Annotated in this window: 11 protein-coding genes; 2 read left to right on the forward strand and 9 right to left on the reverse strand. The window is 59.4% G+C overall.

The genetic code is table 11. The features are described 5' to 3' along the window. Nucleotides 1–70: 70 nt before the first annotated feature. Nucleotides 71–2,482, forward strand: a complete 2,412-nt coding sequence (locus GQ39_RS23590) for a penicillin acylase family protein (RefSeq protein WP_047534691.1) — start codon at nucleotides 71–73, stop codon at nucleotides 2,480–2,482. Between the two features lie 126 nt (nucleotides 2,483–2,608). Here the strand turns inward: GQ39_RS23590 and GQ39_RS23595 are convergent, their stop codons facing one another. Next, nucleotides 2,609–3,574, reverse strand: a complete 966-nt coding sequence (locus tag GQ39_RS23595; protein ID WP_047534694.1) for a GlxA family transcriptional regulator — start codon at nucleotides 3,572–3,574, stop codon at nucleotides 2,609–2,611. 305 nt (nucleotides 3,575–3,879) lie between these two features. On the opposite strand from GQ39_RS23595, the gene GQ39_RS23600 reads away from it, so the two are divergent. Further along, entirely contained in the window at nucleotides 3,880–4,521 is a 642-nt protein-coding gene (locus tag GQ39_RS23600) for an HD domain-containing protein (protein ID WP_047534696.1), read from the forward strand. 143 nt (nucleotides 4,522–4,664) lie between these two features. On the opposite strand, the gene GQ39_RS23605 is transcribed toward GQ39_RS23600, so the two are convergent. From GQ39_RS23605 to GQ39_RS31800, 8 genes are all read right to left on the reverse strand, one after another. Continuing rightward, nucleotides 4,665–5,555, reverse strand: a complete 891-nt coding sequence (locus tag GQ39_RS23605; protein ID WP_047534698.1) for an ABC transporter permease subunit — start codon at nucleotides 5,553–5,555, stop codon at nucleotides 4,665–4,667. Beyond that, nucleotides 5,552–6,472: an ABC transporter permease subunit gene (locus GQ39_RS23610; RefSeq protein WP_047534701.1), complete on the reverse strand. Its 921-nt coding sequence runs from the start codon at nucleotides 6,470–6,472 to the stop codon at nucleotides 5,552–5,554. The genes GQ39_RS23605 and GQ39_RS23610 overlap by 4 nt, the downstream gene beginning before the upstream one ends. Beyond that, entirely contained in the window at nucleotides 6,469–7,611 is a 1,143-nt protein-coding gene (locus tag GQ39_RS23615) for an ABC transporter ATP-binding protein (RefSeq protein WP_047534703.1), read from the reverse strand. Before GQ39_RS23615 ends, GQ39_RS23610 begins: the two co-directional genes overlap by 4 nt. Before the next feature lie 73 nt (nucleotides 7,612–7,684). Then, a complete protein-coding gene (locus GQ39_RS23620; RefSeq protein ID WP_047534706.1) occupies nucleotides 7,685–8,782 on the reverse strand; it encodes a polyamine ABC transporter substrate-binding protein in 1,098 nt (365 codons plus the stop codon). Nucleotides 8,783–9,022: 240 nt separating this feature from the next. Further along, complete coding sequence (locus tag GQ39_RS23625; protein ID WP_047534709.1) at nucleotides 9,023–10,135, reverse strand: polyamine ABC transporter substrate-binding protein; 1,113 nt, start codon at nucleotides 10,133–10,135, stop codon at nucleotides 9,023–9,025. 168 nt (nucleotides 10,136–10,303) lie between these two features. Next, entirely contained in the window at nucleotides 10,304–11,668 is a 1,365-nt protein-coding gene (locus tag GQ39_RS23630; RefSeq protein ID WP_047534711.1) for an aspartate aminotransferase family protein, read from the reverse strand. Nucleotides 11,669–11,729: 61 nt separating this feature from the next. Beyond that, nucleotides 11,730–13,088 carry a glutamine synthetase family protein gene (locus GQ39_RS23635; protein ID WP_047534712.1) on the reverse strand — a complete coding sequence of 453 codons (1,359 nt, stop codon included), beginning with the start codon at nucleotides 13,086–13,088 and terminating at the stop codon, nucleotides 11,730–11,732. Then, the gene (locus GQ39_RS31800; protein ID WP_081997962.1) at nucleotides 13,081–13,494 is read right to left on the reverse strand and encodes a gamma-glutamyl-gamma-aminobutyrate hydrolase family protein; all 414 of its coding nucleotides are present in this window, start codon (nucleotides 13,492–13,494) and stop codon (nucleotides 13,081–13,083) included. Before GQ39_RS31800 ends, GQ39_RS23635 begins: the two co-directional genes overlap by 8 nt. Nucleotides 13,495–13,647: the final 153 nt, after the last annotated feature.

The following is a 13,647-nucleotide window of genomic DNA, read 5'->3' on the forward strand; positions in this document are numbered from 1 at the left end:
CAAACCGGCCTGCCATGTTAAACAGTGGCGCCTGGGAATCGCTGTTCACACATGACAACAAGGAGACACCATGAAACGTAGCCTGGCCGCACTCGGTTTGCTGATCGTCGTGCTTGCCGCTGGAGCCGGCTGGTACGTCTACAGCAAACAGCCGTCACGCCAGGGCATGGTGGAACTGCAACACCTGCAAGGTTCGGTCACGGTGCGCTACGACGAACGTGGCATCCCGCACATCCGCGCCGAAAACGAATCCGATCTGTACCGCGCCCTCGGCTACGTCCATGCCCAGGACCGGCTGTTCCAGATGGAAATCCTGCGTCGCCTGGCCCGTGGCGAGCTGGCCGAAGTGCTGGGGCCGAAACTGCTCGACACTGACAAGTTGATGCGCAGCCTGCGCATTCGCGAGCGCGCCGAAACCTACCTCGCGAACCTGGACAAACAATCCCCCGCCTTCATCGCCATGCAGGCCTATCTGGATGGCATCAACCAGTATCAGGACACTCACGCAAAACCCGTGGAGTTCGATGTACTGGGCATCCCCAAGCGCCCGTTCACGGCCCGGGACACCATCAGCATCGCCGGTTACATGGCCTACAGTTTTGCCGCGGCGTTTCGCACCGAACCCCTGCTGACCTACGTGCGCGATCAGTTGGGCGCCGACTACCTGAACATTTTCGATCTCGACTGGCAGCCCAAAGGCGTATTGGCGAAGCGTCACAACGGCACGGCGCTGTCGCTGGCCAGTACAGACTGGAAAGACCTGAACGCCCTCGCCCGCCTCAGCGAACAGGCACTGGCCGACAATGGCCTGCCGCAATTCGAAGGCAGCAACGCCTGGGTCGTCGCCGGCAGCCGAACCAAAAGTGGCAAACCGCTGCTGGCAGGTGACCCGCATATCCGTTTTTCCGCACCATCGGTGTGGTATGAAGCGCAACTCTCGGCGCCGGGTTTCGAACTCTACGGCCATTATCAGGCGTTGATGCCCTTCGCCTCGCTGGGCATGAACCGTGACTTCGGCTGGAGCATCACCATGTTCCAGAACGATGACCTCGACCTGATTGCCGAGAAGGTTAATCCGGATAACCCCAACCAGGTCTGGTATCGCGGCAAATGGGTGGACATGGTGACCAGCGAACAGCAAATCGCGGTCAAGGGTCAGGCACCGGTCACACTGATGTTGCGCCAGTCGCCCCACGGCCCGATCGTCAACGATGCGCTGGGCAGCGGCGTGGGCAAGACGCCGATCGCCATGTGGTGGGGTTTTCTCGAAAGCCAGAACCCGATCCTCGAGGGCTTCTATCAGCTCAATCGCGCCGACACCCTGGCCAAGGCCCGCAGCGCTGCCGCCAAGGTCCAGGCACCCGGCCTGAACATCGTCTGGGCCAACGCCAAGGGTGACATCGGCTGGTGGGCCGCCGCTCAGCTACCCAAGCGCCCTGCGGGCGTGCGCCCCGGCTTTATCCTTGACGGCAGCACCGCTGATGCTGACAAGGACGGTTTCTACCCCTTCAGCGCCAACCCGCAGGAAGAGAATCCGGCGCGGGGCTACATCGTCTCGGCCAACTTCCAGCCGGTGTCACCGACGGGCATGGAGATTCCCGGTTATTACAACCTCGCCGACCGTGGTCAGCAGCTCAATCAACAGCTCAGCGACAAGGGCATCAAGTGGGACCTGGAATCCAGCCAGAAGCTGCAACTGGGCACCACCACCGCCTACGGCCCTCGCCTCCTGGCGCCATTGCTGCCGGTGTTGCGTTCGGTGGTCAGCGATCCGGCCGAACTCAAACTGGTGGAGCAACTGGCTCAGTGGAAGGGCGACTACCCGCTGGAATCCACCAGCGCCACGCTGTTCAACCAGTTCCTGTTCAATCTGGCTGACGCGACGATGCACGATGAATTGGGCAACGACTTCTTCGAAACACTGCTTTCGACCCGCGTGATCGACGCCGCACTACCACGCCTGGCCGCCAGCCCCGACTCACCCTGGTGGGACAATCGCAACACGCTTGGCAAGGAAACCCGGGCCGATACCGTCAAGGCTGCGTGGCAGGCCAGCATCGCCCACCTCAAGACCACCCTCGGTCCGGACTTCGCGCAATGGCAGTGGGGCAAGGCTCATACGCTGACCCATGGCCACCCGTTGGGGCAGCAAAAACCATTGGACCTGATTTTCAATGTCGGCCCGTTCGCGGCCCCCGGCAGCCATGAAGTGCCAAACAACCTGTCGGCCAAGATCGGCCCGGCGCCTTGGCCGGTGACTTATGGCCCGTCGACCCGGCGCCTGATCGACTTCGCCGACCCGGCCCACAGCCTGACCGTCAACCCGGTCGGCCAAAGCGGCGTGCTGTTCGACCGTCACTATGACGATCAGGCCGAGGCCTACATTGAGGGGCTGTATTATCAGGCGCACCTCAATGATGAAGAGGTGACGGCCAATACGCGCAGTACGTTGAAGCTGTTGCCGGCGCGGGGTGCTCAGTAAATTTGTTTTGGCTGGACTGGCCCCATCGCTAGCAGGCTAGCGCCCACATTGGTCTGGTGTACGCAGATCCATTGTGGGCGCTAGCCTGCTAGCGATGAGGCCCGCGAGAAGAGCGCAAATCCTGGCTCAAACCATCGCCGCAAAGTTCAGCCTGAACTGTTGCGGCGTCACCCCCAGCCTGCGGTTGAACACACTGCGCATGTGCTGGGCATCGCGGAAGCCGCATTGATAGGCCACTGTCTTGAGCGGCGCACCCGTGCTTTCCAGCATCACCCGCGCCGCGTCTACCCTGGCCCGCTCGACGAATTCGGCCGGGGTGATTTTCGCTTCCCTGGCAAACACCCTGGAAAAGTTGCGCGCGCTCATGTTGGCGGCATTGGCCAGATCGGCGATGGTCAGGTCGCCGGTCAGGTTCGCCAGCACGTAGTGCTGCACCATCGCCACTGCCGAAGTCGGTTCGGCGTGGGGCGTCAGGAACGGGCTGAACTGTGACTGGCCGCCCGAGCGCTGGGTGAACACCACCAGTCGTTTGGCCACGCTCAAGGCCACTTCCGGCCCATGGTCGCGACCCAGCAGGTACAACGACAAATCGATCCCCGCCGTGACGCCGGCCGAGGTGTAGAGCTCGGCATCCTGCACGTACAAGCGATCGGCTTCGACCCGAGTCGTTGGGCAAAGCGCCGCCAACGCGGCGGCATCACTCCAATGCGTAGTCACGGTCCGCCCCTCCAGCAAACCCGCCCGGGCGAGCATGAATGCACCATTGCAGATCGAGCCAAAACGTTGCGCCCGGCCGCAGGCATCGTGCAGCCAGGCATTGAATGCCGCACCAAAATCCGTGAACGGCAACTGAGGTCCACCCGCCACCAACAGCAAGTCGCAGGCCTGCAATGCTTCGCTGAAATGTCGATGGGCGTTGAGTGACAGGCCGTTGGAGCACGCCATCGCGCCGCGCTCGACGCCTATCACTTGCAGCTGATAGTGATCCTCAGGGGCGAGAAATCGATTGGCTTCGGAAAACACGTCCATGGGACCGGTGACGTCCAGCGACTGCACGCCGGCGAATACCACGATGGCAACGGTTTTACTCATGACGTGAATGGCCTTTTATGGATCGGATCACACCGTCTCCTGTAGGAGCGAGCCTGCTCGCGATGGCCGTGAGGGCGCTGTGTTTATCCAGACAGCCCGCGTCATCGTTGACGTCCATCGCGAGCAGGCTCGCTCCTACAGGGGCTGTGTGCAAACTTAGCCAATCCACACCCAACAAGCGAGGTTGGCGCGATATGCACGCTCATTGGCCGGGATCGCAGCCATGGATCGATTGTTCGCTCCGGGGTGGACGAACAGACTGAAACCCTCAGCGCCGCCACGGCGTTCATCACGAGGGAACTCCCATGAGCACCACCATTGCCGGCATCAAAATCCCTGACAGCGCCTTGGCCAAAGCCACCACCGAATACATCCGCGACATCGAATCAGACCTGCTCTACCACCACTCGCGTCGGGTGTTTCTGTTTGGTGCGTTAAGCGGCGAACGCAAGCAACTGGCCTACAACCCTGAGCTGTTGTACGTCGGCGCGATGTTCCATGACCTCGGCCTGGTGGAAGGCTACCGTAGCGACAACGAGCGCTTCGAAGTCGATGGTGCCAATGCGGCGGCCGCGTTCCTCAAGCCCTACGGGCTCAGCGACGACGATATCGAGCAAGTCTGGTTGTCGATCGCCCTGCACACCACCCCAGGCGTGCCCCGGCATTTGCGTCCAACCGTCGCGCTGGTGACCGCTGGCGTCGAAATGGACGTGCTGGGCATCGACTATGCGGCCTTTACCCCCGTGCAGCGCGAAGCCGTGGTGCATGCGCATCCACGAGGCGAAGGGTTCAAGGAGTGCATCATCTGCGCCTTTGCCGACGGCTTGCGCCATCGTCCACAGACCACGTTCGGCAACGTGAAGACGGATGTGTTGGTGGATCAGGAGCCAGGGTTCAAACCGATGAACTTTGTCGAGGTCATCCGCAATTCTCCCTGGGTTGCCTGATTTCCAAACCACCTGTGGGAGCGAGCCCGCTCGCGAAGGAGTGTCAGTCAACGAAGATGTCGACTGGGAGTCCATCGCGAGCAGGCTCGCTCCTACAGTGGATCAGGGTCAGCCACGAAATGGTGGCCAACCCCACATCAGGCTCAAGCCGCTTCCGGTGCCTGTGCGCGACGCACGTCCGGTTGCTTCCACGAATCGGCCGCGCTTTCTTCGATGGCCTGCTGGATCGCACGCTTGCGCGCTTCTTCTGCGCGTCGGCTGAAGAACCAGACAAGGAACGTCATCAGCGACACCGCCAGCAGAATCAGACTGGCCACGGCGTTGATCTCCGGCTTCACGCCCAGGCGCACCGCCGAGAACACCTCCATCGGCAGGGTCGTGGACCCCGGGCCCGACACGAAGCTCGCCAACACCAGGTCATCCAGGGACAGGGCGAAGGACATCATGCCGCCAGCCCCCAGGGATGGCGCGATCATCGGGATGGTGATCAGGAAGAACACCTTCCACGGCCGTGCGCCGAGGTCCATGGCCGCTTCTTCGATGGACAGGTCCAGCTCACGCAAACGCGCCGAGACCACCACCGCCACATACGCCGCACAGAACGTGGTGTGAGCGATCCAGATGGTGACGATGCCGCGTTCCTGCGGCCAGCCGATCATCTGCGCCATGGCCACGAACAGCAGCAACAGCGACAGACCGGTGATCACCTCGGGCATGACCAGCGGCGCGGTCACCAGGCCGCCGAACAGGGTACGACCCTTGAAGTGGGTGATACGGGTCAGGACGAACGCCGCCAGTGTACCCAGTGCCACCGCCGCTACCGCCGTGTAGCAGGCGATTTCCAGCGAGCGCACCACCGAGCCCATCAGTTGGGTGTTGTCGAGCAGACCGACGTACCACTTGATCGACCAGCCGCCCCACACCGTCACCAGTTTCGAGGCGTTGAACGAGTAGATCACCAGGATCAGCATCGGCGCATAAATGAACAACAGACCCAATACCAGCATCAGGCTGGAGAAACGGAAGCGCTTCATTCTTTACCCTCCATTTCCTTGGCCTGACTGCGGTTGAACAGGATGATCGGCACAATCAGGATCGCCAGCATCACCACCGCCAGGGCAGAAGCCACCGGCCAGTCACGGTTGTTGAAGAATTCTTGCCAGAGCACTTTACCGATCATCAGGGTTTCCGGACCGCCGAGCAGTTCCGGGATCACGAACTCACCCACCACCGGAATGAACACCAGCATGCAGCCCGCGACTATGCCGTTTTTGGACAATGGAATGGTGATCTTCCAGAAGCTGTTGAACGTGCTCGAACCCAGGTCGGACGCGGCTTCCAGCAGGCTATGGTCGTGCTTCACCAGGTTGGCGTAGAGCGGCAGGATCATGAATGGCAGGTAGGAATAAACCACGCCGATGTAGACCGCCAGGTTGGTATTGAGGATCTGCAGCGGTTCGTTGATCCAGCCCATGCTCATCAGGAAACCGTTGAGCAGACCGTTGTTGCTGAGGATCCCCATCCACGCATACACGCGGATCAGGATCGCGGTCCAGGTCGGCATCATGATCAGCAGGACCAGCACCGTTTGCAGCTCTTTGCGGGCACTGGCGATGGCGTAGGCCATCGGGTAGCCGATCAGCAGGCAGAGGATGGTGCTGATCAGCGCCATCTTCAACGAGCCGAGGTAGGCGGCGATGTACAACTCGTCGCCGGCCAGCGTCGCGTAGTTGCCCAGGTTCAGCAGCACCTGCAGTTTCTGCTCGGCGTAGCTGTAGATCTCGGTGTACGGCGGAATGGCCACGTCGGCTTCGGCGAAGCTGATCTTCAGGACGATGAAGAACGGCAACATGAAGAACAGGAACAGCCAGATGAAAGGAACCCCGATGACCAACTGACGGCCACCGGGAATTATTCGATTGAGGCGGCGTTTGAATTTGCGCATGTTCATGAGCGAAGCACCACGCCGCTGTCGTCTTCCCAGTACACGTAGACCTGATCACCCCAGGTCGGCCGCTGGCCACGGCGCTCGGCGTTGGCGACAAACGACTGGACGATCTTGCCGCTCGGCAGTTCGACGTAGAACACCGAGTGACCGCCGAGGTAGGCGATGTCGTGCACCTTGCCGCTGGACCAGTTGTATTCGCAGGTCGGCATGGTTGGGGTCACGAGCAGTTTTTCCGGGCGGATCGCGTAGGTCACGGACTTGTCTTGCACCGAGGTGCTGATGCCGTGGCCGACATAGATCTGGCGATCCAGGTCCTTGCAGGTGATGGTCGCGTGGCCTTCGGCGTCATCGATCACTTCACCGTCGAAGATGTTGACGTTGCCGATGAATTCGCAGACCAGGCGGCTGGTCGGGGTTTCGTAGATGTCGATCGGGCTGCCGATCTGGGCGATCCAGCCCAGGTGCATGATCGCGATGCGCTCGGCCATGGTCATGGCCTCTTCCTGGTCGTGGGTCACCATGACGCAGGTTACGCCGACGCGCTCGATGATCTCGACCAACTCCAGCTGCATTTGCGAACGCAGTTTCTTGTCCAGTGCCCCCATCGGTTCGTCGAGCAGCAGCAGCTTCGGCCGCTTGGCCAGGGAGCGGGCCAGGGCCACACGCTGACGCTGACCACCGGACAGCTGATGCGGTTTGCGCTTGGCGTACTGGCTCATCTGCACCAGCTTGAGCATGTCGGCCACGCGCGCATCGATTTCCGCGGCCGGCAGTTTGTCCTGCTTGAGGCCGAAGGCAATGTTCTGCGCCACGGTCATGTGCGGGAACAAGGCGTAGGACTGGAACATCATGTTGATCGGCCGCTCGTACGGCGGCATATCGGTGATGTCTACGCCATCGAGGAAGATCCGTCCTTCGGTTGGACGCTCGAATCCTGCGAGCATGCGCAGCAAAGTAGATTTGCCCGATCCCGAACCGCCGAGCAGGGCGAAGATTTCGCCTTTCTTGATTTCCAGGGACACGTCGTCCACGGCAATCGTCTCGTCGAACTTCTTCGTGACCCGGTCGATTTTGACCAACACCTCTTTAGGTAATTGGTCGCCCTCGAGGGCTTTCTTATAGGCGCCGGAGGCAACTGCCATTTACGAAACTCCCAGAAAAAAAGAGTGCAGTTCGCTCAAGGTGAGCCAACCTTGGATAGTTTGAGCCTTGAAGCTATTTACCCGACTTGACCGTGGTCCAGCTGCGGGTCATCAAACGCTGAATCTTCGGTGGTAACTCGATGGACACGTAGGTCTTGTCGAGCACGGCTTGCGGTGGATAAACCGCTTCGTCGGTGCGAATGGATTGTTCCATCAGTTTGTCCGCCCCCGGATTAGGGTTGGCATAGCCGACGTAATCACTGACCTGGGCGATCACCTCAGGCTTCAGCAAATAGTTGATGAAGGCATGGGCCTCTTTGACGTTGGCCGAGTCCTTCGGAATCGCCAGCATATCGAACCAGAGCGCGCCACCTTCTTTCGGAATGGTGTAGGCGATGTTGATGCCTTTCTTGGCTTCTTCGGCGCGGGTGCGGGCCTGGAAAATATCGCCGGAGAATCCGACGGCGATGCAGATATCGCCATTGGCCAGGTCCGAGATGTATTTGGAAGAGTTGAAATAAGTCACGTAAGGCCGCACGGCCAGCAACTTGGCGGTCGCTTTTTCGTAGTCTTTGGGGTCGGTGCTGTTAGCGTTCAGGCCCATATAGTTGAGGACCGTGGGCATCATTTCATCCGCGGAGTCGAGGAACGCCACACCGCACTTCTGCAGCTTCTTGATGTTCTGCGGCTCAAACAACACGCTCCAGGAATCGATTTTGTCGACGCCTAACACTTCCTTGATTTTGTCGACGTTGTAACCGATGCCGTTGGTGCCCCACAGATACGGCACGGCATACAGGTTGCCCGGGTCGTTCTGCTCCAGGCGCTTGAGCAGCGCCGGGTCGAGGTTCGAATAGTTCGGCAACTGCGACTTGTCGAGCTTCTGGAAAGCACCGGCCTTGATCTGCTTGCCGAGGAAGTGGTTGGACGGCACGACCACGTCATACCCGGTATGCCCGGCCAGCAACTTGCCTTCCAGGGTTTCGTTGGAGTCGAAGACGTCATAGACCGGCTTGATACCGGTCTCTTTCTGAAAGTCTGCCAGGGTGGTCTGACCGATGTAGTCCGACCAGTTATAAATATGCACGGTGCCGGCGGCCTGGACATTGACGGCAAGCGTCAACCCGGCGGCAACCAGCATGGCATTGCGCAACAAAGAAAAAATAGGCAAGTGGAGGTCCTCTAAAATTAGTTGGGCCCAAGTTGCCCCGCGTTACATGACAGCCGTGGCTGCCTGGCAACAAAACCGGCGCGCAACTTACCCTCGAAAAACCGTTCCAGCAAACTTTATGAAAATCCCTGTAGGAACGAGCTCGCTCGCGATGGTCATCAACGATGACGCGGGGTGCCTGGCACCCCGCGGTGCTCTCAGGTTCATCGCGAGCGAGCTCGCTCCTACAGGAGTTGTTACTTACTTACCGGATTTGATCTTGGTCCAGCTGCGAGTCAGGATCCGCTGGGTCGCGGCCGGCAAGTCGGCAATCGCGTACAGCTTGGCCAGCACGTCCGCTGGCGGGTAGATGCCTGGATCGCTGGTGATGTCTTTATCCACCAGTGGCGTGGCAGCCGCGTTACCGTTCGGGAAGCGCACGGCGTTGGTGATTTCAGCCATGATTTCCGGCTTCTGCAGGAAGGTCATGAACTTGTAGGCGCCTTCGACGTTTTCGGCATCTTTAGGGATGGCGACCATGTCGTAGAAGCTGCCCGCACCTTCTTTCGGAATGTTGTAGCTGACTTTCACCTTGTCACCGGCTTCAGCCGCGCGGGACTTGGCCTGGTAGATGTCGCCCGAGTAACCCACGGCCACGCAGATGTTGCCGTTGGCCAGGTCGGAGATGTACTTGGAAGAGTGGAAATAAGCGATCGAAGGACGAACCTTCATGATCAGCGCTTCAGCCTTGTCGATGTCTTCTTTCTTCTGGCTGTCGGTTGGCAGGCCCAGGTAGTGCAGCGCCACCGGAATCATCTCGGTTGGCGAATCGAGCAGGCTGATACCGCACGACTTCAACTTGGCGGCGTTCTCAGGCTTGAAGATCAGATCCCAGGAATCGGTCGGTGCGTCGGCACCCAGTGCAGCCTTGACCTTCTCGGCGTTGAAACCGATACCGATCGAACCCCACATGTACGGGAAGGCGTGTTCGTTGCCCGGGTCGCTGACCGATACGGCCTTGAGCAGGTCGGTGTTCAGGTTTTTCCAGTTTGGCAGCTTGGACTTATCCAGCTTCTGGTAAACGCCGGCCTTGATCTGCTTGGCCAGGAAATTGTTCGACGGTACGACGACGTCGTAACCGGACTTGCCGGCCAGCAACTTGGCTTCGAGGGTTTCGTTACTGTCGAAGACGTCGTAGACGACTTTGATACCCGACTCGTCTTCAAACTTCTTGATCGTGTCCGGAGCGATGTAGTCGGACCAGTTATAGACGTGCAACACCTTGTCGTCCGCCTGAACCGCGCTCGCCATAATGCCCATCAGGGACATGGCGAGAAGAGTCTTGCCAGCAAACATTTTGCCTAATGCCTTCATGCGTGATGCTCCAAATTTTTCTCTTTTGAACCACTATGTTCAGCGGCCGAACCCGGGCAACTGGAACCGCGGCTAGTCTGGCAAGATCCGAGGCGGTCTTTCAACAAAAGGCCGCCTCTTATGACTGTGCCGAGCGAAAGTTTCTTACTCCCGCTCAGAGCCTAGCACTTAGCCCTGCAATGCACTGAGGGTCAGGTCCAGGCACTTGCGTGCCTTGGTCACCAACTCATCGATTTCCGCCAGTGTAATCACCAGGGGTGGCGCGATGATCATGGTGTCGCCAACGGCGCGCATGATCAGGCCGTTATCGAAGCAGAACTGCCGGCAGATCATGCCGACGCCCTTGCCTTCGTAACGCTTGCGAGTGGCCTTGTCCTGCACCAACTCGATAGCCCCCAACAGACCGACCCCACGAACTTCGCCCACCAATGGGTGATCGTTCAGTTCCCGCAGACGTTTCTGCAAATACGGTGCCGTTTCGTTGTGCACGCGCTCGATAATTTTTTCTTCGCGCATGATGCGGATGTTTTCCAGTGCCACCGCAGCCGCCACCGGGTGGCCGGAGTAGGTGAAGCCATGGTTGAAATCGCCGCCTTCATTGAGCACCGCCACCACTTCGTCACGCACGATCAGGCCACCCATAGGGATGTAGCCGGAAGTCAGGCCTTTGGCGATGGTCATCATGTCAGGCTTGAGGCCGTAGAAGTCGGAACCGAACCACTCACCGGTGCGGCCGAAACCACAGATCACTTCGTCCGCCACGAACAGGATGTCGTACTTGGCGAGGATTTCCTTGATGCGCGGCCAGTAGGTGTCTGGCGGAATGATCACGCCGCCGGCGCCCTGGATCGGCTCGGCAATAAAGGCGCCCACGTTGTCGACGCCAATTTCCAGAATCTTCTCTTCCAACTGATTCGCGGCCCAGACACCGAACTCCTCCGGCGTCATGTCACCGCCTTCGGCGAACCAGTACGGCTGGGCGATGTGGACGATGCCCGGGATCGGCAAGTCGCCTTGTTCATGCATGTAAGTCATGCCGCCCAGGCTCGCGCCGGCCACGGTGGAACCGTGATAGCCGTTCTTGCGGCTGATGATGACTTTCTTGTTCGGCTGGCCCTTGATCGCCCAGTAGTGACGAACCATGCGCAGCATGGTGTCGTTGCCTTCGGAGCCGGAACCGGTGAAGAACACATGGTTCATGCCTTCAGGCGCGATGTCGGCGATGGCTTTGGCCAGCTCCAGCACCGGTGGGTGAGCGGTCTGGAAGAACAGGTTGTAGTACGGCAGTTCGCGCATTTGTTTGCTGGCGGCATCGGCCAGTTCATCGCGACCGTAACCGATGGCCACGCACCACAGGCCAGCCATACCATCGAGAATCTTGTTGCCTTCGCTGTCCCACAGGTAAACGCCCTTGGCGTTGGTGATGATCCGTGGGCCTTTCTCTTTCAACTGCTTGAAGTCGCTGAACGGGGCCAGGTGGTGATCGTTGCTCAGGGCTTGCCATTCACGGGTTTGCGGGTTGTTGCTGGTCATACCAATCTCCTAAAGAAAATCAGGTGGAGGCGCCGTCTGGCGACAACGGACGCCCGGCGTGTCAGACGGCAAAAAGCAGGAACTCCCGTTCCCACGAACTGATCACGCGCTTGAAGTTTTCATGCTCGGCCCGCTTGACCGCGACGTAGCCAGTAATGAAATTTTTGCCCAGGTACTTCTCGATGGTCGCGCTGTTTTCCATGCGTTCCAGCGCATCTTCGATGGTCAGTGGCAGGCGCAGGTTACGGCGTTCATAGCCACGGCCCACGACCGGCGCACTCGGGTTCAGTCCTTCGACCATGCCGATGTAACCGCAGAGCAGGCTCGCGGCAATCGCCAGGTACGGGTTGGCATCGGCGCCCGGCAGGCGGTTTTCCACCCGACGGTTTTGCGGCCCGGCATCCGGAACCCGCAGGCCCACGGTGCGGTTTTCTTCGCCCCACTCCACGTTTACCGGTGCCGAGGTGTCCGGCAGGAAACGGCGGAACGAATTGACGTTGGGCGCAAACAGCGGCAACAGCTCAGGAATGAGTTTCTGCAAGCCACCGATGTGGTGCAGGAACAGCTGGCTCATGGTCCCGTCTTCATTGGAGAAGATGTTCTTGCCGGTTTCGATGTCGATGATGCTCTGGTGCAAGTGCATGGCACTGCCGGGCTCGCCGGTCATGGGCTTGGCCATGAAGGTCGCCGCCACGTTGTGCTTGAGCGCGGCCTCGCGCATGGTGCGCTTGAACACCAGGATCTGGTCGGCCAGGGACAAGGCATCGCCGTGACGGAAGTTGATTTCCATCTGCGCCGTGCCGTCCTCGTGGATCAGCGTGTCGAGGTCCAGCTCCTGCAGTTCGCACCAGTCGTAGACGTCTTCGAACAGCGGATCGAATTCGTTGGCCGCTTCGATGGAGAACGATTGGCGACCGATTTCAGGGCGACCGGAACGGCCGATCGGCGGCTGCAACGGGTAATCCGGGTCATCGCTGCGCTTGGTCAGGTAGAACTCCATTTCCGGCGCCACGATGGGCTGCCAGCCCTTGTCGGAATAGAGTTTCAGGATCTTCTTGAGCACGTTGCGCGGCGACAGCTCGATCGGGTTGCCTTGCTTGTCGTAAGTGTCGTGAATCACCTGCGCCGTTGGCTCGATGGCCCATGGCACCAGGAACACCGCGTTCTGATCGGGACGGCAGATCATGTCGATGTCGGCCGGGTCGAGCAGTTCGTAATAGATGTCGTCTTCGACATAGTCGCCGGTCACGGTCTGCAACAGCACACTCTCTGGCAGGCGCATGCCCTTTTCGGCGATGAATTTGTTGGTCGGCGAGATCTTGCCCCGGGTAATCCCGGTCAAATCGCCAATCATGCATTCGACTTCTGTGATCTTGTGGTCTTTCAACCAATCGGTGAGCTGGTCGAGGTTGTTACTCATAAATGCCTCTAGGCTTTGAGTTTCCTGACTCTTGCAGGAGTCGGGCAATGTTTGACGCATCGGCGCCGCGTTGAAATTCAGGTGTACGAAAGGCTATCGTGTTTTTATTGCACCACGCGGCAAATGCCGGGCGTGCAGAATCGCAAGCGGTGCCCAAGGCAATGGAGGCGCCACTATTATTGTGAATCGGTTCTATATTGAATGGAGTAACCGTAATGGGGGTGCCATCAAGGCCGTCCAGAATATCGGACGCAAAGGGTCGATTCGCCAGGGACGGAAAGATCACCGGCACGCCGGGAACCGCGAAGGCTGCGACGCTGACGTAGATATCGCCACTGATGTGATAAGCATGCAGACCGTTCTGCTGACCGCAGTCGGTGATGCCGATTAACGACAGGCGAGACATGTAGCACCCCGGTATTATTGCTGTTATGGGTTTGATTCGAGCTTAGCCTTGTTCATTTTTTTACACAACACCCCCGTAAAAAATACAACACGGCCCGCTCAAGCATGCAGACGGTATAGCGCTCAGGGGCATAAAAACGCCCCAAAGTGCCTC

Origin of the sequence: Pseudomonas sp. 11/12A, from assembly GCF_000800055.1 — a bacterium.
GTDB classification, from domain to species: domain Bacteria; phylum Pseudomonadota; class Gammaproteobacteria; order Pseudomonadales; family Pseudomonadaceae; genus Aquipseudomonas; species Aquipseudomonas mohnii.

What these genes read in the sequence shown, in the direction of transcription:
- GQ39_RS23590 (WP_047534691.1), top strand. Translation starts at nt 71, where the DNA reads ATGAAACGTAGCCTGGCCGCACTCGGTTTGCTGATCGTCGTGCTTGCC.
- GQ39_RS23595 (WP_047534694.1), bottom strand. Translation starts at nt 3,574, where the DNA reads ATGAGTAAAACCGTTGCCATCGTGGTATTCGCCGGCGTGCAGTCGCTG.
- GQ39_RS23600 (WP_047534696.1), top strand. Translation starts at nt 3,880, where the DNA reads ATGAGCACCACCATTGCCGGCATCAAAATCCCTGACAGCGCCTTGGCC.
- GQ39_RS23605 (WP_047534698.1), bottom strand. Translation starts at nt 5,555, where the DNA reads ATGAAGCGCTTCCGTTTCTCCAGCCTGATGCTGGTATTGGGTCTGTTG.
- GQ39_RS23610 (WP_047534701.1), bottom strand. Translation starts at nt 6,472, where the DNA reads ATGAACATGCGCAAATTCAAACGCCGCCTCAATCGAATAATTCCCGGT.
- GQ39_RS23615 (WP_047534703.1), bottom strand. Translation starts at nt 7,611, where the DNA reads ATGGCAGTTGCCTCCGGCGCCTATAAGAAAGCCCTCGAGGGCGACCAA.
- GQ39_RS23625 (WP_047534709.1), bottom strand. Translation starts at nt 10,135, where the DNA reads ATGAAGGCATTAGGCAAAATGTTTGCTGGCAAGACTCTTCTCGCCATG.
- GQ39_RS23630 (WP_047534711.1), bottom strand. Translation starts at nt 11,668, where the DNA reads ATGACCAGCAACAACCCGCAAACCCGTGAATGGCAAGCCCTGAGCAAC.
- GQ39_RS23635 (WP_047534712.1), bottom strand. Translation starts at nt 13,088, where the DNA reads ATGAGTAACAACCTCGACCAGCTCACCGATTGGTTGAAAGACCACAAG.
- GQ39_RS31800 (WP_081997962.1), bottom strand. Translation starts at nt 13,494, where the DNA reads ATGTCTCGCCTGTCGTTAATCGGCATCACCGACTGCGGTCAGCAGAAC.